This window comes from Phytobacter sp. V91 (assembly GCF_965644225.1).
GTDB lineage: Bacteria > Pseudomonadota > Gammaproteobacteria > Enterobacterales > Enterobacteriaceae > CBFFRJ01.
In genome coordinates this window covers 1-18,878 of the sequence record NZ_CBFFRJ010000103.1, presented here as the reverse complement: position 1 = coordinate 18,878, position 18,878 = coordinate 1, and the positions used below count along the sequence as shown (strand labels likewise).

The following is an 18,878-nucleotide window of genomic DNA, read 5'->3' as shown; positions in this document are numbered from 1 at the left end:
CCCCCGATGATCAGTCGGGGATCTTCCCCGCCTGAGCGGGGAAGGTCAAGACATAAGGGCCGGGGTGAGGGCATCAGACCGCACCCCCAGCTATTATTTCTGACGCAGCAGCCTTAGCGCATTTGCCGTCACCAGTACCGTTGCGCCGGTATCCGCCAGCACCGCCAGCCATAATCCCGTAATCCCCAGCAATGTTGTCACCAGGAAGATAGCTTTCAGCCCCAGGGCGAGAGCGATGTTCTGGCGAATATTGGCCCGCGTGGCCCGCGCCAGGCTAATCATCTGCACCAGACCCCCGAGCCGATTATGGGTCAGGGCCGCATCGGCGGTTTCCAGCGCCACGTCGGTGCCGCTGCCCATAGCAATACCGATAGTCGCCGCTTTCATGGCCGGGGCGTCGTTAATACCATCGCCCACCATTGCCAGCGGGGCGCGCTGATTCAGGGCGATGACCGCATTCACCTTATCTTCCGGCAGCAAACTGGCCCGAAAATCCATCTTTAGCTCACCGGCAATGGTGGCCGCCGCTCGTGGATTATCGCCGGTCAACATCACCCCTTGTACCCCAAGTTCACGCAGGGCCGCGACGGCTTCTCGCGCATCTTCACGCAGGGTATCGCGCAGGGCAATGGCGCCAATGGCAAGGCTTTCACGCAATACCACAATCACCGTTTCCCCCCGTTCTTCCCGACGGAGGATCTCTGCCTGCAACGCCTCGTCCAGCTGCATATCCGGCAGTTTATCGGGCGAGCTCAGGCGTACTGACTGCCCGTTGACCAAAGCCTCGATGCCTTTACCGGCCAGCGCCCGCTGGGCTGAGGTCGCTGGCAGCGTTAACCGGCGCGCTTGCGCCTCGCGCAAAATCGCCTGCGCCAGTGGATGGGTGGAGCCCTGTTCGACGGCGGCGCTGAGCGTCAGCAGTGTGGCTTCGTCGGTTCCGGGAAGCGGGTAGAGGCCTGTCACATTGGGCAAGCCCAGGGTTAAGGTGCCGGTTTTATCGAAGGCCACCTGCTGGACGGACGCCAGTTGCTCCAGCGCTGCCCCGCCTTTAATCAACGCCCCGTAACGGGTTGCCGCCGCAAGGCCGGAGGTGATCGCCGCCGGGGTGGAGATGACCAGCGCGCACGGGCAGCCAATCAGCAGCAGGGTCAGCCCTTTGTAGATCCAGGGCAGCCACGCGGCACCGACCATAAGCGGCGGCACAATAGCCACCAGCAGGGCCACCAGCATAATCGCGGGCGTGTAAATCCGGCTAAAGCGGTCGATAAAGCGTTCAATCGGCGCCCGGCGCTCTTCGGCTTCTTCGATTAGCGTCAAAATACGATCGATGGCGCTTTCACCAGGTTTCGATACCACCTCCAGCGTCACCAGACGATCAACACTGGTAGCGCCCGCCGGGATGCGATCGCCAGTGATATGTTCCACCGGCAGCGATTCGCCGGTTAATGCGCTTTCATCGAAGCTGGCAAAGGGGGAGAGCAGCCTGCCATCAGCCGGTAAGCGCCCGCCTGCCGGGACTTCAATAGTGTCGCCGGGGCGCAGTTGCTGGGCCATAACGCTCTGGCGCTCGCCATTGACAATACGGGTCGCGGTGTCGGGTTTCAGCGCCATCAGAGCGCTTACGCCACGGCGGGCGCGACTGGCTGCCCAGCCTTCGAGCCGCTCACCGACCAGAAACAGCAGCAGCACCATCGCTGCTTCTGCCGTCGCGCCAATAAATAGCGCGCCAATAGCCGCAACGCTCATTAAGGTTTCAATGGCAAACCAGCTTCCGCTACGCATTAAGCGCAACGACTGGCGGGCAATCGGCCACAGACCGACCAGAGTGGTGACGATAAAGGCAGCCTGACCGAACGGATGGTTGAACTGTTCGAGTAGCCAACTGATGCTCATCATCACAATGAGCAGGATAAGTGCCAGATTTTCCTGTAAACGGGAGGGAGATACCTGCGTGGGCGCATTTTCGCCTTGCAGACGGTAGCCAGCCTGCTGAACCGCTTTTTCTACCTGCTCGCGGATATCGCTTCGCGCCACTACGGTCAGTTTTTCCGTCGCGAAAGCGACCTGAACGTGGTTGACGCCATCGAGCTTGCGGACCGCATTTTCGACTTTCCGCGCGCAGGCGGCGCAGTCCATGCCGGAAACCAGCCAACTGAAACGTTCGCCTTCGGCATGTTCAATGGCAGGCTGGGTGGTTTCGCAGGCGTCGCCACATTCACAGGAGTGTTTGTCTGCGGCCACCGGGCGCAGTTTCATGGTCGAAAACTGGGGCGTTTGGGGTTTGTTGGCGGTTGGCATGGCATCCTCCAGTGAATGATAAAATTCTCATTAACTGGAGGATACACTCTGGAGTCGACTCCAGAGTCAAGCATTTTAAATATACAGGGAGCGGACAATCAAAAAATGGCCGATAAAATAGCAGGCGGCGGAGATAGCGGTATCTGCACGAAAACGGCGACGGTAATGGCTACCCAGCCAGACAACATTGCTGACCAGCAGCAGTGCTGCACCAGCAAACGCAGACAGCGCCGGGCTGGTAGGGCGGAAGAACCACAATTCACCAGCCAGCCAGACCATCACCAGCGTCATGGCAATAAAGGTACACACCGGGAGACGTAGTGTTTCCAGCCGCGTCCAGATAACGCTAAGCAGCAATCCGCCCACCACCAGCAGCACGATCGGCAGTGGCCAGAAGAAGGACAGGCTCATCTGGCTGGCGAAATAGATGGTGTACAGCAGGTGGGAGAGGAAAAATGCGCCAATCGCATACAGCAGCTGCTGGCGCGGAAGTAAGGTGAGTGCGTCACCGACTAACGAGGTGCATAGCCCGGCCAGAACCAGGTAACTGACCGCACTGAACATCGGTGCCTGCCACGCCAGTAACAACAAGAGTAAGACGGTGATGGGTTTAAAGGCCAAGCGTCGCCATGTCAGCCCACGATATGTTGCATCCACATACAGCCATGCTGAAAAACAGACGGCAATAAATGACCAAAGCATAATAAATCCCTAATCCATTTTGATTCGTTCGTGAGCACCATGCCCACAGTTCTGATTTTGAGTTTAGCAAAGACCGCGTAAACCCTGACTAAATCAGGTTGAAATGTAATCAGGCTGAACAGAATGGATGTCGGGATAACCGAAAGAGAGTGTTCTTTATTTTTTTGTTTTGAGCTTTTTAAGCCAAATCAACAGTTCAAAAATGCCGAACAGAAAGATGCGAAACTCTTCAGTACGGGTCATCTGCGGACCCTCTTTGGGCAGCGTTTTTTTCATCATCGTGGCCTGCAGGGCATGCATAAACACGGTGAAGAACAGGGCGACGTTGACGAAAATATTCAACGGCTTCGGGAACGGAGAAAACAGGTTCAGCAGTAAAAATGCCCAGACGAAGAGCATCAGCAGACGCCCCAGGTTAATCAGTATGCTCATCTTAATGCTCATCGTTCACTCCTTGTGATTCACGCTGATACAAACGATAGGCTACCTGCCCGGCGACTTTTTCCCGGTACACACTCCAGCTTGTTGGGACAGGCGGCAGACCATTTTCAACTTCGCTTTCCACATAGATTAGCGCGTTGTCGGCCAGCCAGCCGTTATTTTCCAGCAGGGTCAGCGTTTCTTCCAGCATCCCTTTGCGAAACGGCGGATCGACAAAAACGATGTCGTGCGGCGTTCCCTTCTGGGCGAGAAACGCCAGCGAGTTGCCGGTGACTACTTTGCCGTTGCTGGCTTTCAGGGTCGCGATGTTCTGCTGTAACTGCTGTGCTACGCTGCGTTCCATTTCCAGCAGGGTGGCACTGGCGGCGTAACGGGAGAGGGCTTCCAGACCCAGCGCGCCGCTGCCGGCGAAGCAGTCCAGGCAATGTGCATCGACCATGGACGGGGCCAGCCAGTTAAACAAGGTTTCACGCACGCGGTCAGTGGTGGGGCGCAGGCCGGGGCTGTCCGGGACTGGCAGCTTACGTCCGCGCCATTGTCCGCCAATGATGCGGATTTGGCCGGTAGCGGCCCGATTGGGTTTCTTCATGGTCATCGCTTAATTCTTCTTTTCGGCCTGCTATTCTAGCGGCCTCTCGCACGGTGCGAAACCTTAATCCGCAGGCGGTGAAGCGAGTTAAGGAAAGTGATAGACTATTTAACTAATTAGAAATTTTTAGCCCCTGCTACGGCTTTGTGGGCTTAAGCCATAAATTAACAGCGGGAGTTAGGTCGCAAATGGCAGATGAAAAGAAACGTGGCTTTTTCTCCTGGCTCGGCTTTGGGCAAAAAGAAGAAGTAAAAGAAGAAGTAAAAGAACAGCAAGCGGAACAGCCCACCGAAACAGAGAAACTTGCCGAAACCGGGCAACCTCAAACCCAGCCAGAGAGCAGCGAAGCCTTCGCCGAAGAGGTGGTTGAGGTAAGCTCGCAGCTCGCAGTGTCGGAAGAAAAACCTGAGGTTGCAGCAGCGCCACAGCCGCAAGCGGTTGAACATGAAGCGTTGCCGCAGGTGGAAGAGGTCACTGAACCTGAGGCGGTGGAAGATGAACAGGACGCCGTGGAACATGCTGAAAATGTTGCAAGCATTGCAGATGCTGAAGACATTGATGATGTTGAAGACATTGATGATGTTGAAGACGATGCGCCGTTCAGCGATGAAGAACTGGAAGCGCAGGCCTTAGCGGCGCAAGCCGCTGAAGAACCCCTGGCGGTGGTCCCTGCTGCGGAGCCCGCTGTTGTAGAGCAAGAAAAGCCAACCAAAGAAGGGTTTTTCTCGCGTCTTAAACGCAGTCTGCTGAAAACCAAAGAAAACCTCGGTTCCGGATTTATCAGTCTGTTCCGTGGTAAGAAAATCGATGATGATCTCTTCGAAGAGCTGGAAGAACAGCTGTTGATTGCCGATGTGGGCGTGGAAACCACGCGTAAAATCATCGCCAGCCTGACGGAAGGCGCTTCACGTAAGCAGCTGCGTGACGCCGAAGCACTCTATGGTTTGCTCAAAGAAGAGATGGGTGACATCCTTGCGAAAGTCGATGAACCGCTTAATGTTGAAGGTAAAACGCCCTTTGTTATTCTGATGGTTGGCGTTAACGGCGTCGGTAAAACCACCACCATTGGTAAGCTGGCGCGACAGTTTGAGCAGCAGGGCAAGTCGGTGATGCTGGCGGCGGGTGACACTTTCCGTGCTGCTGCCGTTGAGCAGTTGCAGGTCTGGGGTCAGCGCAACAATATTCCGGTTATTGCCCAGCATACCGGTGCAGATTCCGCGTCGGTGATTTTTGATGCCATTCAGGCTGCGAAAGCGCGCCATGTGGATGTCCTGATTGCCGACACCGCCGGGCGTTTGCAAAACAAAGCGCATCTGATGGAAGAATTGAAGAAAATCGTCCGCGTTATGAAGAAGCTGGACGAAGATGCGCCGCACGAAATCATGCTGACTATCGATGCCAGCACCGGGCAGAATGCGGTAAGCCAGGCCAAACTGTTCCATGAGGCGGTCGGGTTGACGGGTATCACTCTGACCAAGCTGGACGGAACCGCCAAGGGCGGGGTTATTTTCTCCGTCGCGGATCAGTTTGGTATCCCTATTCGCTATATCGGGGTCGGCGAACGAATTGAGGATCTACGTCCGTTTAATGCGGGCGACTTTATTGAGGCACTTTTTGCCCGAGAGGATTAACAATGATTCGCTTTGAACACGTCAGCAAAGCCTATCTCGGCGGGAGACAAGCGTTGCAGGGGGTGACATTCCACCTGCAACCGGGCGAGATGGCATTTCTGACCGGCCACTCAGGCGCAGGGAAAAGCACCCTGCTGAAGCTTATTTGTGGCATCGAGCGGCCAAGTGCCGGGAAAATCTTATTTGGCGGGCATGACATTACTCGTCTTCGCAATCGTGAAGTGCCGTTTTTACGTCGGCAGATTGGCATGATTTTCCAGGATCACCATTTGCTGATGGACAGAACGGTGTATGACAACGTGGCGATCCCGTTGATCATTGCCGGGGCCAGTGGCGATGATATTCGTCGACGTGTCTCGGCGGCGCTGGATAAGGTCGGGCTGCTCGACAAAGCGAAAAACTTCCCCATTCAGCTTTCCGGTGGCGAGCAACAGCGCGTAGGGATTGCCCGCGCGGTGGTCAACAAGCCTGCGGTGCTGTTGGCGGATGAACCGACCGGTAACCTGGATGATGCCCTTTCTGAAGGGATTTTACGTCTGTTTGAGGAGTTTAATCGTGTTGGGGTGACGGTTCTGATGGCGACGCACGATACCGGGCTGATTTCCCGACGTTCGTACCGCATGTTATCCCTGAGCGATGGCCATTTGCATGGAGGCCTGGCGGGTGAATAAGCGCGACGCAATCAATCAAATTCGGCAGTTTGGCAGCAAACTGGATCGTTTTCGTAAATCGGCAGGCGGGCAGGGTGATGCTAATCGAAACGCCGTGCGCCGTGGCAAAACGCCAGTCAAACCGAACTCCCGTAAAACCAATGTCTTTAATGAACAGGTGCGTTATGCGTTCCATGGCGCGTTGCAGGATCTGAAAAGTAAACCCTTTGCGACCTTCCTGACTGTCATGGTGATTGCTATCTCCCTGACGCTGCCGAGCGTCTGCTATATGGTTTACAAAAACGTCAACCAGGCGGCCTCGCAGTACTATCCTTCCCCGCAAATTACCGTCTACCTTGATAAAGCGCTGGATGATAACGCTGCGGCGCAGGTGGTGGGGCAGTTACAGTCAGAGCAGGGCGTGGAGAAAGTGAATTACCTTTCCCGGGAAGACGCGCTGGGTGAATTCCGTAACTGGTCGGGCTTTGGCGGCGCACTGGATATGCTGGAAGAGAACCCTTTGCCGGCGGTGGCGGTAGTGATCCCCAAACTGGATTTCCAGGGTACGGAGTCGCTGACCACGCTGCGCGATCGCATCAGCAAATTGCACGGTATTGATGAAGTGCGGATGGACGACAGCTGGTTTGCGCGTCTGGCCTCTTTAACCGGCCTGGTCGGACGGGTGTCGGCGATGATCGGTGTGCTGATGGTGGCGGCGGTCTTCCTCGTCATCGGTAACAGCGTGCGCTTAAGTATCTTCGCGCGTCGTGACACCATCAATGTGCAAAAACTGATTGGCGCTACGGACGGTTTTATCCTGCGTCCCTTCCTGTACGGTGGCGCATTACTGGGCTTTAGCGGCGCGTTCTTGTCGCTGATCCTGTCTGAGATCCTGGTGCTGCGCCTCTCATCGGCAGTGACCGAGGTGGCGAAGGTGTTTGGCACCCAGTTTGAGCTAAGTGGGCTCTCATTTGACGAGTGTTTATTGCTGCTGCTGTTGTGCTCCATGATTGGCTGGATAGCCGCCTGGCTTGCCACGGTTCAACATTTACGTCACTTTACTCCACAGTAAAAAATCTCTGATATACTCTTTCCCTGCAATGCAGTATTCCCGTAGCAGGGAAAGCGTATAGCTCATATCTCCCTTCCTCTGCCGCGGTTTTTCATACTTATGTCACATTTTGTGCCTATTTTATTCACAATCCATCCTGGAACTTGTGGATAAAATCACTGTCTGATACAAGAGTGAATGATATTCTCGTTGCTCATTAACACTGGCATGTTTGTTGCCTGATGGGGACAGACCGCCGCCAGTTGGATGTATATTGAGAGGATTTGAATGACCAAAGAAATGCAATCTTTAGCTTTAGCCCCTGTTGGTAACCTGGAGTCTTACGTCCGGGCCGCTAACGCATGGCCAATGTTGACGGCTGATGAAGAAAGGGCACTGGCTGAAAAGCTGCATTACCAGGGCGATCTGGAAGCAGCTAAGACGCTGATCCTGTCCCACCTGCGCTTTGTTGTTCATGTTGCTCGTAATTATTCGGGCTATGGCCTGCCGCAGGCTGACCTGATTCAGGAAGGCAATATCGGCCTGATGAAAGCTGTCCGTCGCTTCAACCCGGAAGTCGGGGTGCGTCTGGTCTCTTTTGCCGTGCACTGGATCAAAGCGGAAATTCACGAATACGTACTGCGTAACTGGCGTATTGTGAAAGTCGCGACCACGAAAGCACAGCGTAAGCTGTTTTTTAACCTGCGTAAAACCAAACAACGTCTGGGTTGGTTTAACCAGGATGAAGTCGAAATGGTGGCCCGTGAACTGGGCGTGAGCAGCAAAGACGTACGTGAAATGGAATCGCGTATGGCGGCTCAGGACATGACCTTTGATATGTCTTCCGACGACGAGTCTGACAGCCAGCCGATGGCGCCGGTGCTCTACCTGCAGGATAAATCGTCTAACTTTGCCGATGGCATTGAAGATGATAACTGGGAAGAGCAGGCCGCGAACAAACTGACCGATGCGATGCAGGGTCTGGATGAGCGTAGCCAGGCGATTATTCGCGCCCGTTGGCTGGATGAGGCGAACAAGTCCACGCTTCAGGAGCTGGCCGATCGTTATGGTGTTTCCGCAGAGCGTGTGCGCCAGCTGGAAAAGAACGCCATGAAAAAGCTGCGTGCGGCGATCGAAGCTTAAATTTAAGCTTAAGCAGTAAGTCACTCAGAAGCCGGGAAAGCGAGAGCGCCCGGCTTTTTGCTTTCTGAGAACTCACTTTTTCGCCACAGTCGGCTGCCTTGCCGATCAGCTGTTTTCCCTGATGCATTCCAGCAATACCTTGAATGCGGATTCCATTGTCTCTTCCTCCATTGCCGCAAATCCCAGTAATAAGCCCTTTAGCGGATGAGCGCCGGAGTAGTAGCGTGAAAGCGCCCGCACCAGGATCCCGCGTTGGTTCGCCTGGCTGGCAAGCACGGCGTCATTGCAGTGTTCAGGCAGTGAAAGTACCAGGTGCAGACCGGCATTATCATTAAATTCGCTGAGCGCCTCTTTGCCCAGGGCCGCGACGATCAGCCCTGCGAGCCGCGCGCGCCGCCGGGCGTAAAGCAGCCGCATACGACGGATATGCGCGGTGTAATGCCCTTCGCTGATAAACAGGGCCAGTGCTTCCTGATCCACCAATCGCCCACCACGATACAGCTCTGCATGCGCCGTTTTCAGGGCCTGCATTAAGGGGCGCGGCAGAACCAGATAGCCGAGTCGCAGGCCGGGATAGAGGGTTTTACTGAAGGTGCCGGTGTAGATAACCGGGGCGTCATCCACCAGCCCCTGCAATGCCGGGATCGGTTGGCCGGAAAAACGAAACTCGCTGTCGTAATCATCTTCCACAATCCAGCTACCCGTTTGCCGGGCCAGCGCCAGCAGACGCTGGCGGCGTTCAAGGCTCATCACGCAGCCCAGCGGATACTGGTGAGAGGGGGTGACGAAAATCAGTTTTGGCGCGCCATCTCCGGTGTCGGGGGGATTGATACCGGCAAGGTCGACATCCACCGGCTCAAGGTTGACGCCGTTCATTGTCAGCACGTTACGAATGCCCCAGTAGGCTGGCTCCTCAATCCATGCTTTGTCACCGGGGTTACAGAGCATGCGCGACACCAGATCTATGGCCTGGTGAATGCCTTCGGTTATCAGGATTTGCCCGGCGCTGCATTTCACCGAACGGGCGACCCGCAGATAGTCCACCAGCGCCAGCTGTAGGGCCTGGCTTCCTCCTGCGTCGCTATAGGAGAGCTGACTGGCCTGCGGCTTACGGCTGACACGCGACTGAATCTTACGAAACAGGGCATGGGGAAAGGCGTTGACATCCGGCACGCCGGGTAGAAATGCGCCCCACTGTCGCGGGCTGGCGCTGCTGCGTTGCAATAGCGCCTGGCCCCTGTTTGACAGATGTGAGGACAATTCGCCAGCGGCATTCTCCACGGGCGACAAGGGGGCTGACAGCAGGCTGTCCGGCACGGTCTGCGCCACAAAGGTGCCACTGCCGGTGCGGGAAACGATATAGCCTTCTGCCAGCAGTTGCTCATAGACCCTCAGCACGGTATTACGCGACAGATGCAGCTCCGTTGCCAGATCCCGGCTTGGGGGCAGGCGGCTTTGCGGTGGAAGGCTTCCTTCGAGGATCGAGTGGCGGATCGTGTTATATAATTTCTTATGCAGCTTGCCGTCGCTTTGCGCATCCAGACGCAATTGCAGTAAATCACCCACGAGTGAACGCAATTGGATCCCTTAATTATTCAAAACTGGTACTCGATTATAGAACCGCTTGTGTCATTGTGGCAAAAGATGACTGCTGCAAAATGAATCAGAGACGGGGGAGTATAAAGGTGAAAAATAACGAACTGCATCAACGCCGTTTAGCGGCAACACCGCGTGGCATCGGCGTCATGTGCGGCTTCTATGCTGAGAAAGCGGAAAACGCCACGCTGTGGGATGTCGAAGGTAATGAAGTGATCGATTTTGCGGCCGGCATTGCGGTGCTGAATACCGGGCATCGTCACCCTTCAGTCATTGCGGCGGTGGAAAAACAGCTGCAGGCGTTTACCCACACGGCCTATCAGATCGTCCCTTACGAAAGCTATGTTTCGCTGGCAGAGCGGATTAACGAACGCGCGCCTGTTGAAGGGCCGGCAAAAACGGCCTTTTTCTCAACTGGTGCTGAAGCCGTTGAAAATGCGGTGAAAATTGCTCGTGCCTATACCAAACGCCCGGGAGTGATCACCTTCGGCGGCGGTTTCCACGGCCGTACCTATATGACCATGGCGCTGACGGGTAAAGTGGCCCCCTACAAAATTGGCTTTGGCCCGTTCCCCGGTTCTATTTTCCATGCTCAGTTCCCGAACGCCCTACATGGGGTGAGTACGGCGGATGCGCTGAAAAGTCTGGATCGTATTTTTAAGGCCGATATTGCTCCGGACCAGGTAGCGGCTATTCTGCTTGAGCCCATTCAGGGGGAGGGTGGATTTAATATTGCGCCTGATGATTTTATGCAGGCGTTGCGTAAGCTTTGCGATACCCACGGCATCCTGCTGATCACCGACGAAGTGCAAACCGGATTTGCCCGTACCGGCAAGCTGTTTGCGGTGGAATATTACAGCGTAAAACCTGATCTTATCACCATGGCGAAGAGCCTGGCGGGTGGTTTACCGCTCTCTGCTGTTGCCGGGCGTGCAGAGGTGATGGATGCGCCAGCGCCGGGTGGGCTGGGCGGAACCTATGCCGGTAACCCACTGGCGGTGGCGGCAGCGCATGCGGTACTGGACGTTATTGAACAAGAGAATCTGTGTGAGCGTGCGAACCAGCTGGGGCAACACCTGGTGGAAGTACTGCAAAAAGCGAAAACGGAATGTGCCTATATTGCCGACATCCGTGCGCAAGGCTCAATGGTGGCGGTGGAGTTTAACGATCCACAAACCGGAGAACCCTCTGCACAATTTACGAAGCAGGTGCAGGACAAAGCGCTGGCCGCCGGGCTGCTGTTACTGAGCTGCGGTGTCTACGGCAACGTGATCCGCTTCCTTTACCCGCTGACGATTCCTGAGGTTCAGTTCCGTAAAGCGCTGGATATTCTCCATCAGGCGCTGACGCGCTAACCCACGCCTGAAGAAAGCCGCCTGACTCCTGTCTGGCGGCTTTCTTACATTCTGTCATCCCGCTGTTATATAACCTTCAAAAATAGTATTCCAAAATCCACAAAATGGGGTATGTTTTAGCAGAGAATGCTGCCAGGGCACGGGCAGGCTGTGTTCAAACGTCTATCATATTCTTTTCTTATGATAGTAAACAAAATAATGTGCCAAACAACAACATCACAACAAATTCAATCACCATAAGAATGGGGAACCTCAGGATGAAAATGAAGGGCAAAGCGTTACTGGCAGGATGTATTGCGTTAGCGATGAGCAACATGGCATTCGCCAAAGATATTAAAGTTGCGGTCGTGGGTGCAATGTCTGGTCCGGTTGCGCAATACGGTGATCAGGAATTTACCGGTGCAGAGCAGGCTGTTGCTGATATCAACGCGAAAGGCGGTATCAAAGGTGACAAACTGGTTATCACCAAATATGACGATGCATGTGACCCGAAACAAGCGGTCGCGGTGGCAAACAAAGTGGTTAACGATGGCATCAAATATGTTATCGGTCACCTGTGCTCCTCTTCTACTCAGCCGGCGTCTGATATCTATGAAGACGAAGGTATTCTGATGATCACGCCAGCGGCTACCGCTCCGGAGCTGACTGCCCGTGGTTACAAACTGACGCTGCGTACCACAGGCCTGGATTCCGATCAGGGCCCGACCGCTGCGAAATACATTCTTGAAAGCGTGAAACCGCAGCGTATTGCCGTGATCCACGACAAGCAGCAGTACGGCGAAGGTCTGGCGCGTGCGGTGCAGGATGGCCTGAAAAAAGGCGGCGCGGATGTGGTCTTCTTTGACGGTATCACCGCAGGCGAGAAAGATTTCTCCACGCTGGTTGCGCGTCTGAAGAAAGAAAACATCGACTTCGTTTACTACGGCGGTTACCACCCGGAGATGGGCCAGATCCTGCGTCAGTCTCGTGCTGCCGGTCTGAAAACCAAATTTATGGGTCCGGAAGGTGTCGCGAACGTTTCTCTGTCGAATATCGCAGGCGAATCTGCTGAAGGTATGCTGGTGACCAAACCGAAAAATTACGACCAGATCCCGGCGAACAAACCTATCGTAGATGCGATTAAAGCGAAGAAACAGGATCCGAGCGGCGCATTCGTGTGGACCACTTACGCTGCGTTGCAGTCTCTGGCTGCTGGCCTGAACCAGACAGCAGAACCGGCTGAAATCGCCACCTGGCTGAAAGCGAACTCGGTGGAAACCGTTATGGGCCCACTGGCGTGGGATCAGAAGGGCGACCTGAAAGGCTTTGAGTTCGGCGTATTTACCTGGCATGCCGACGGCACTGCCACCGACGCAAAATAAACAGCAAAAAGGCAACGTCAGTTGCCTTTTTTAGTGTTTGCACCCTCTCCCGGTGGGAGAGGGGCGGGGTGAGGGCATCAGACAGCTCAGCCGTCTACCGCTTCACCCAGCCATCATTCTGCGCCGTAAAGCCCACCGCCTGGGCGAATGCCGCCATCACGCTACGATCTTCCACACCGGCTTCGGTAATCCACCTGGTGGTAATGTTTGGGTTATCAAGGATCACTTCATCCAGCAAATACTTCCCGACGCCGCGACGGCGGGTGATATCACGCACGCGCAGGGAATCCAGCGCCCCCTGTGTTCCCAGCAGGGTTACGCGAACGGCTGCCAGCAGGCGGTCATTAAAGCGTGCGGCATAGATATGGTGGGTTTCATCCACTTGCAGGGATGCAGGGGAATACTCCGGCCAGACTTTAGCTAAATCAATATGATCCTGGTCGGTAAAGGTTACCAGACGGATGATGGTCAATTTCATCTACAGCTTGTCCATTCTCAAAAGATAATTGCAGTGTAAACAATTTCGCCAGATACGGGTTGTGACTTTTTATTATTTCGTTTGGCAGGCGATTAATTTTGAAGCTGCCGCTGTAGCAGTTTTAAACATTAGTGATCTAAAACCAGGTAGCATTTTTAGCTGAAAGGTAGCGTTTTATTCCGCTCTTTGTACCATTATATTATGCTGAAGACTGAACATTTCTGGTTTATCTCCAGGGAAATACAGAATATTATCTCTGCTTAATCGCCTGAAAAATAGAGTATTTAGTCTGGTTTTTACCAAAAAACTGCGCTAAACCATTCATGGCGCTGGTAAAAATAGTGTTGTCTATTAAAAGTACAGAATGCGTTTTAACCATAAAAAAACAATATTTTCACACAATGCTTTCAGTTTGCCTCGGCGCAGCCTGAGACGGTGTGGCACTACATCACGAACGGGGATTTGAAGTATGAAAAGGAACGCGAAGACAGTCATCGCGGGGATTGTTGCATTTGCGATGTCTCACGTGGCCATGGCGGCAGATATTAAGGTTGCTGTTGTCGGCGCGATGTCCGGTCCGGTGGCCCAATGGGGCGATATGGAGTTCAACGGCGCTCGCCAGGCGATTAAAGATATTAATGCCAAAGGCGGCGTTAAGGGCGACAAGCTGGTCGCTGTCGAATATGACGATGCCTGTGATCCAAAACAAGCCGTTGCGGTGGCGAACAAAATCGTCAACGACGGGATTAAATACGTCATTGGTCACCTCTGCTCATCATCAACCCAGCCTGCTTCCGACATCTATGAAGATGAAGGTATCCTGATGATCTCTCCGGGCGCCACCAACCCGGAACTGACCCAACGCGGCTATAAATACATTATGCGTACCGCCGGCCTGGACTCCTCACAGGGGCCGACCGCCGCCAAATATATCCTCGGCACCGTTAAGCCGCAGCGTATTGCCATTATTCATGATAAGCAGCAGTACGGCGAAGGTCTGGCGCGTTCCGTTCAGGAGAGCCTGAAATCTGAAGGCGCCAATATTGTCTTCTTTGATGGCATCACCGCCGGTGAGAAAGATTTCTCCGCGCTGGTGGCTCGTCTGAAGAAAGAAAATATCGATTTTGTCTACTACGGTGGTTACTACCCGGAAATGGGGCAAATTCTGCGCCAGGCGCGTTCTAATGGCCTGAAGACTCAGTTTATGGGGCCGGAAGGCGTCGGCAATGCTTCACTGTCTAACATCGCCGGTGATGCAGGTGAAGGTATGCTGGTCACCATGCCGAAGCGCTACGATCAGGATCCGGCAAATCAGAGCATTGTCGATGCACTGAAAGCCGAGAAAAAAGATCCAAGTGGTCCGTACGTTTGGATCACCTATGCCGCCGTGCAGTCTCTTGCACAGGCGCTGGACCGCGCGGGAAGTGATGAACCGCTGGCGCTGGTCAACGATTTAAAAGCCAACGGGGCTAAAACCGTAATTGGGCCGCTGAACTGGGATGAGAAAGGCGATTTGAAGGGATTTGATTTTGGTGTCTTCCAATGGCACGCCGATGGATCCTCTTCGGTAGCTAAATAAGATAACCACTCGTCATACTTCGCGCCGCAGGGGTGTTGGCTGAGCTTGCCCGCCACGGTTACGTACTTGCTGTACGCTCCCGGGGATGTGCCAGCTTGCCGCCTCTCCTGCAACCCGAATGATTTAGAGTGGGTTCCTCATCCCGTTCTGCGGGTTTAGAAAGGTTACGTTATGTCCGAGCAGTTTCTCTATTTCTTGCAGCAGATGTTTAACGGCGTGACGCTGGGAAGCACCTATGCACTGATCGCCATAGGCTACACCATGGTGTACGGCATTATCGGCATGATCAACTTCGCCCATGGCGAGGTCTACATGATCGGTAGCTACGTCTCATTTATGATTATCGCCGCACTAATGATGATGGGTATCGACGCCAGTTGGTTGTTGATTACCGCAGGCTTCGTTGGGGCAATTGTGATTGCCAGCGCCTATGGCTGGAGTATTGAGCGGGTGGCCTATCGCCCGGTGAGAAGCTCCAAGCGCCTGATTGCGTTGATTTCCGCCATCGGGATGTCTATTTTCCTGCAAAACTACGTCAGCCTGACCGAAGGGTCGCGTGATGTGGCGTTACCCAGCCTGTTTAATGGCCAGTGGACCGTGGGCAGCAGTGAGAACTTCTCTGCCACTATTACCACGATGCAGTTGGTTATCTGGATTGTGACCCTGGTATCCATGCTGGCGTTGACCCTGTTTATCCGCTACTCGCGTATGGGCCGTGCCTGCCGCGCCTGTTCGGAAGATCTGAAAATGGCCAGCCTGTTGGGTATCAATACGGACCGCGTGATTGCCCTGACCTTTGTGATTGGCGCTGCAATGGCCGCAGTGGCTGGTGTGCTGCTGGGTCAGTTCTACGGTGTAATCAACCCCTACATCGGCTTTATGGCCGGGATGAAAGCGTTCACCGCTGCGGTATTAGGCGGTATCGGCAGTATCCCTGGTGCGATGATTGGTGGTTTGATCCTTGGCGTAACCGAATCTCTCTCCTCTGCATACCTGAGTACGGAATATAAAGATGTGGTGTCGTTTGCCCTGCTGATTATTGTGCTGCTGGTAATGCCGACCGGTATTCTGGGTCGTCCGGAGGTAGAAAAAGTATGAAACCAATGCAAATTGCGATGGCGCTGCTCTCCGCCGCCATGTTTTTTGTACTCGCGGGCGTCTTTATGGGCGTGCAGTTAGATCTGGATGGCACCAAATTAGTGGTGAATACCGCGGCGAGCATTCGCTGGGAATGGGTATTCATTGGCACTGCGGTGGTCTTTTTCTTCCAGTTGCTGCGACCTGTTTTCCAGAAGAGCCTGAAAAACGTCTCCGGGCCGAAATTTATTCTGCCTGCCATTGATGGCTCCAGCGTAAAACAGAAACTGTTCCTTGCCGCACTGCTGGTGCTGGCAGTTGTCTGGCCGTTCGTCGTGTCGCGCGGTACGGTAGATATCGCCACCATGACCATGATTTACATTATCCTCGGTCTTGGCCTTAACGTGGTGGTGGGGCTGTCGGGTCTGCTGGTGCTTGGCTACGGTGGTTTCTACGCTATCGGCGCTTACACTTTTGCGTTGCTGAACCACTACTACGGCCTCGGTTTCTGGGTTTGTCTGCCGATTTCGGCGCTGGTTTCGGCGGCAGCGGGCTTCCTGCTCGGCTTCCCGGTACTGCGTTTGCGTGGCGACTATCTGGCGATTGTGACCTTAGGGTTTGGTGAAATTGTCCGTATTCTGCTGCTGAACAACACCGAAATCACCGGTGGCCCGAACGGCATCAGCCAGATCCCTAAACCGACGCTGTTTGGTCTTGAGTTTAGCCGTAGCGCCCGTGAAGGCGGCTGGGATACGTTCAGCAACTTCTTTGGCGTGCCTTACGATCCCAGCGACCGCGTGATTTTCCTCTACCTGGTGGCACTGTTGCTGGTGGTCTTCTCGCTGTTTGTGATTAACCGTTTGCTGCGTATGCCGCTGGGCCGGGCCTGGGAAGCGCTGCGCGAGGATGAGATTGCCTGTCGCTCTCTGGGGTTGAACCCAACCCGTATTAAGCTCACCGCATTTACCATCAGTGCCGCGTTTGCAGGCTTTGCCGGGACGCTGTTTGCCGCACGTCAGGGCTTTGTCAGCCCGGAATCCTTCACCTTCGCAGAGTCCGCGTTTGTGCTGGCGATTGTGGTGCTTGGCGGGATGGGATCGCAGTTTGCGGTCATCCTTGCTGCAATTCTGCTGGTGGTGTCGCGTGAGTTGATGCGCGACTTCAATGAATACAGCATGTTGATGCTGGGTGGTTTGATGGTACTGATGATGATTTGGCGTCCGCAAGGCTTGCTGCCAATGACCCGTGTGCAGATGAAAATGAAAAATGGTCAGGCAAAAGGAGAGCAGGCATGAGTCAGCCTTTGTTATCCGTAAACGGCCTGATGATGCGCTTTGGCGGCCTGCTGGCCGTTAACAACGTGGCGCTGGATTTACATCCGCAGGAAATCGTTTCGCTTATCGGCCCCAACGGCGCAGGCAAAACCACGGTATTTAACTGCCTGACCGGTTTCTACAAACCGACAGGCGGCACCATTATGCTGCGTGACCGGCACCTGGAAGGGTTGCCGGGTCAGCAAATAGCCCGTATGGGTGTGGTTCGTACTTTCCAGCACGTACGTCTGTTCCGCGAAATGACGGTGATCGAAAACCTGCTGGTAGGGCAGCATCAGCAACTGAAAACCGGCGTTTTCTCTGGGCTGTTGAAAACCCCGTCATTCCGCCGCGCACAAAGCGAAGCGCTGGATCGGGCTGCTATCTGGCTGGAGCGTATTGGTCTGTTGGAGCATGCTAACCGTCAGGCCAGCAACCTGGCTTACGGCGATCAGCGTCGTCTGGAAATTGCCCGCTGCATGGTGACGCAGCCGGAAATTCTGATGCTCGACGAACCCGCCGCAGGCCTCAACCCGAAAGAGACCAAAGAGCTGGACGAACTGATCGTTGAGCTGCGTAGCAATCACAACACCACTATCCTGCTGATTGAGCACGATATGAAACTGGTGATGGGGATCTCCGACCGCATTTATGTGGTCAACCAGGGGGCTCCGCTGGCGAGTGGTACGCCGGAAGAAATTCGTAATAACCCGGACGTGATCCGTGCATATTTAGGTGAAGCGTAATGGGGGCGAGGCATAGTATGGAAAAAGTGATGTTGTCTTTTGACAAAGTGAGCGCCCACTACGGCAAAATCCAGGCCCTGCACGACGTCAGCCTGCATATCAAGCAGGGGGAAATTGTCACCCTGATCGGCGCCAACGGCGCAGGGAAAACCACCCTGCTGGGTACGCTTTGCGGCGATCCGCGCGCCACCAGCGGGAGTATTGTTTTTGATGATAAAGACATCACCGACTGGCAGACGGCAAAGATCATGCGTGAAGCCGTTGCGATTGTGCCGGAAGGTCGTCGCGTCTTCTCCCGTATGACGGTGGAAGAAAACCTGGCGATGGGCGGCTTCTTTGCTGACAGCGATCAGTTCCAGACCCGCATCAAGCGCGTCTACGAGCTGTTCCCTCGTCTGTATGAGCGTCGTATTCAGCGTGCAGGCACGATGTCCGGCGGCGAACAGCAGATGCTGGCTATCGGTCGTGCGCTGATGAGCCAGCCGCGCTTGCTGCTGCTGGACGAGCCCTCGCTGGGTCTTGCACCGATCATTATTCAGCAGATTTTCGACACCATTGAGCAACTGCGTAAAGAAGGGATGACCATCTTCCTTGTTGAGCAGAACGCCAACCAGGCGCTGAAGCTGGCCGACCGTGGTTATGTGCTGGAAAACGGCCACGTGGTGCTCGAAGATACTGGCGACGCGCTACTGGCTAACGAAGCGGTACGAAGCGCCTATCTGGGCGGTTAGGTAAAAGCAAAAAGGCAACGTTGTTAGTTGCCTTTTTTAGTGTTTGCTCCCTCTCCCTGTGGGCTGAGTGATCCCCAGTAATATGGTCAGTCATCCATGACCATATTACTGTATTCTTTCCCTAACATTTTCAGTAT

At 54.5% G+C, this 18,878-nt stretch carries 17 protein-coding genes; 11 read left to right on the top strand and 6 right to left on the bottom strand.

Annotation, left to right across the window (positions count from 1 at the left end; translation table 11 throughout):
• Positions 1-93: 93 nt before the first annotated feature.
• The 4 genes from zntA to rsmD all read right to left on the bottom strand — a co-directional run bounded on the left by zntA (position 94) and on the right by rsmD (position 4,030).
• Entirely contained in the window at positions 94-2,256 is a 2,163-nt protein-coding gene (gene zntA, locus ACSZO4_RS18705; protein WP_437890538.1) for a Zn(II)/Cd(II)/Pb(II) translocating P-type ATPase ZntA, read from the bottom strand.
• Between the two features lie 117 nt (positions 2,257-2,373).
• On the bottom strand, positions 2,374-3,000 hold the full coding sequence (locus tag ACSZO4_RS18700) for a lysoplasmalogenase (protein ID WP_437890535.1): 627 nt from the start codon (positions 2,998-3,000) through the stop codon (positions 2,374-2,376).
• Positions 3,001-3,156: 156 nt separating this feature from the next.
• Complete coding sequence (locus ACSZO4_RS18695) at positions 3,157-3,426, bottom strand: DUF1145 family protein (protein WP_437890537.1); 270 nt, start codon at positions 3,424-3,426, stop codon at positions 3,157-3,159.
• A gap of 7 nt (positions 3,427-3,433) precedes the next feature.
• On the bottom strand, positions 3,434-4,030 hold the full coding sequence (gene rsmD / locus ACSZO4_RS18690) for a 16S rRNA (guanine(966)-N(2))-methyltransferase (protein ID WP_437890536.1): 597 nt from the start codon (positions 4,028-4,030) through the stop codon (positions 3,434-3,436).
• Between the two features lie 188 nt (positions 4,031-4,218).
• Between rsmD and ftsY the strand changes: the two genes are divergently transcribed.
• The 4 genes from ftsY (at position 4,219) to rpoH (ending at position 8,505) form a co-directional block, all read left to right on the top strand.
• Positions 4,219-5,661, top strand: coding sequence for a signal recognition particle-docking protein FtsY (gene ftsY / locus ACSZO4_RS18685; RefSeq protein WP_437890534.1), 1,443 nt, complete (start codon positions 4,219-4,221; stop codon positions 5,659-5,661).
• 2 nt (positions 5,662-5,663) lie between these two features.
• Positions 5,664-6,332, top strand: coding sequence for a cell division ATP-binding protein FtsE (gene ftsE, locus ACSZO4_RS18680; RefSeq protein ID WP_437890533.1), 669 nt, complete (start codon positions 5,664-5,666; stop codon positions 6,330-6,332).
• On the top strand, positions 6,325-7,383 hold the full coding sequence (gene ftsX, locus ACSZO4_RS18675) for a permease-like cell division protein FtsX (protein WP_437890532.1): 1,059 nt from the start codon (positions 6,325-6,327) through the stop codon (positions 7,381-7,383). The genes ftsE and ftsX overlap by 8 nt, the downstream gene beginning before the upstream one ends.
• 267 nt (positions 7,384-7,650) lie before the next feature.
• A complete protein-coding gene (gene rpoH / locus ACSZO4_RS18670; protein ID WP_437890531.1) occupies positions 7,651-8,505 on the top strand; it encodes an RNA polymerase sigma factor RpoH in 855 nt (284 codons plus the stop codon).
• Positions 8,506-8,610: 105 nt separating this feature from the next.
• On the opposite strand, the gene ACSZO4_RS18665 is transcribed toward rpoH, so the two are convergent.
• On the bottom strand, positions 8,611-10,083 hold the full coding sequence (locus ACSZO4_RS18665; protein WP_437890530.1) for a PLP-dependent aminotransferase family protein: 1,473 nt from the start codon (positions 10,081-10,083) through the stop codon (positions 8,611-8,613).
• 107 nt (positions 10,084-10,190) lie between these two features.
• Between ACSZO4_RS18665 and ACSZO4_RS18660 the strand changes: the two genes are divergently transcribed.
• Complete coding sequence (locus tag ACSZO4_RS18660; RefSeq protein ID WP_437890529.1) at positions 10,191-11,456, top strand: 4-aminobutyrate--2-oxoglutarate transaminase; 1,266 nt, start codon at positions 10,191-10,193, stop codon at positions 11,454-11,456.
• A 257-nt stretch (positions 11,457-11,713) separates the two neighbouring features.
• A complete protein-coding gene (locus ACSZO4_RS18655) occupies positions 11,714-12,817 on the top strand; it encodes a branched-chain amino acid ABC transporter substrate-binding protein (protein ID WP_437890528.1) in 1,104 nt (367 codons plus the stop codon).
• Between the two features lie 94 nt (positions 12,818-12,911).
• Here the strand turns inward: ACSZO4_RS18655 and panM are convergent, their stop codons facing one another.
• Positions 12,912-13,295, bottom strand: a complete 384-nt coding sequence (gene panM, locus ACSZO4_RS18650; RefSeq protein WP_437890527.1) for an aspartate 1-decarboxylase autocleavage activator PanM — start codon at positions 13,293-13,295, stop codon at positions 12,912-12,914.
• A 469-nt stretch (positions 13,296-13,764) separates the two neighbouring features.
• Between panM and livK the strand changes: the two genes are divergently transcribed.
• From livK to livF, 5 genes are all read left to right on the top strand, one after another.
• On the top strand, positions 13,765-14,874 hold the full coding sequence (gene livK / locus ACSZO4_RS18645) for a high-affinity branched-chain amino acid ABC transporter substrate-binding protein LivK (protein WP_437890526.1): 1,110 nt from the start codon (positions 13,765-13,767) through the stop codon (positions 14,872-14,874).
• A 171-nt stretch (positions 14,875-15,045) separates the two neighbouring features.
• The gene (gene livH / locus ACSZO4_RS18640) at positions 15,046-15,972 is read left to right on the top strand and encodes a high-affinity branched-chain amino acid ABC transporter permease LivH (RefSeq protein ID WP_437890525.1); all 927 of its coding nucleotides are present in this window, start codon (positions 15,046-15,048) and stop codon (positions 15,970-15,972) included.
• A complete protein-coding gene (locus ACSZO4_RS18635) occupies positions 15,969-17,246 on the top strand; it encodes a high-affinity branched-chain amino acid ABC transporter permease LivM (protein ID WP_437890524.1) in 1,278 nt (425 codons plus the stop codon). Before livH ends, ACSZO4_RS18635 begins: the two co-directional genes overlap by 4 nt.
• Positions 17,243-18,010, top strand: a complete 768-nt coding sequence (gene livG / locus ACSZO4_RS18630) for a high-affinity branched-chain amino acid ABC transporter ATP-binding protein LivG (RefSeq protein ID WP_437890523.1) — start codon at positions 17,243-17,245, stop codon at positions 18,008-18,010. Before ACSZO4_RS18635 ends, livG begins: the two co-directional genes overlap by 4 nt.
• Before the next feature lie 17 nt (positions 18,011-18,027).
• The gene (livF, locus tag ACSZO4_RS18625) at positions 18,028-18,741 is read left to right on the top strand and encodes a high-affinity branched-chain amino acid ABC transporter ATP-binding protein LivF (protein WP_437890522.1); all 714 of its coding nucleotides are present in this window, start codon (positions 18,028-18,030) and stop codon (positions 18,739-18,741) included.
• The last annotated feature ends 137 nt before the right edge of the window (positions 18,742-18,878 follow it).

What these genes read in the sequence shown, in the direction of transcription:
- zntA (WP_437890538.1), bottom strand. Translation starts at nt 2,256, where the DNA reads ATGAAACTGCGCCCGGTGGCCGCAGACAAACACTCCTGTGAATGTGGC.
- ACSZO4_RS18700 (WP_437890535.1), bottom strand. Translation starts at nt 3,000, where the DNA reads ATGCTTTGGTCATTTATTGCCGTCTGTTTTTCAGCATGGCTGTATGTG.
- rsmD (WP_437890536.1), bottom strand. Translation starts at nt 4,030, where the DNA reads ATGAAGAAACCCAATCGGGCCGCTACCGGCCAAATCCGCATCATTGGC.
- ftsY (WP_437890534.1), top strand. Translation starts at nt 4,219, where the DNA reads ATGGCAGATGAAAAGAAACGTGGCTTTTTCTCCTGGCTCGGCTTTGGG.
- ftsE (WP_437890533.1), top strand. Translation starts at nt 5,664, where the DNA reads ATGATTCGCTTTGAACACGTCAGCAAAGCCTATCTCGGCGGGAGACAA.
- rpoH (WP_437890531.1), top strand. Translation starts at nt 7,651, where the DNA reads ATGACCAAAGAAATGCAATCTTTAGCTTTAGCCCCTGTTGGTAACCTG.
- ACSZO4_RS18655 (WP_437890528.1), top strand. Translation starts at nt 11,714, where the DNA reads ATGAAAATGAAGGGCAAAGCGTTACTGGCAGGATGTATTGCGTTAGCG.
- panM (WP_437890527.1), bottom strand. Translation starts at nt 13,295, where the DNA reads ATGAAATTGACCATCATCCGTCTGGTAACCTTTACCGACCAGGATCAT.
- livK (WP_437890526.1), top strand. Translation starts at nt 13,765, where the DNA reads ATGAAAAGGAACGCGAAGACAGTCATCGCGGGGATTGTTGCATTTGCG.
- livH (WP_437890525.1), top strand. Translation starts at nt 15,046, where the DNA reads ATGTCCGAGCAGTTTCTCTATTTCTTGCAGCAGATGTTTAACGGCGTG.
- ACSZO4_RS18635 (WP_437890524.1), top strand. Translation starts at nt 15,969, where the DNA reads ATGAAACCAATGCAAATTGCGATGGCGCTGCTCTCCGCCGCCATGTTT.
- livG (WP_437890523.1), top strand. Translation starts at nt 17,243, where the DNA reads ATGAGTCAGCCTTTGTTATCCGTAAACGGCCTGATGATGCGCTTTGGC.
- livF (WP_437890522.1), top strand. Translation starts at nt 18,028, where the DNA reads ATGGAAAAAGTGATGTTGTCTTTTGACAAAGTGAGCGCCCACTACGGC.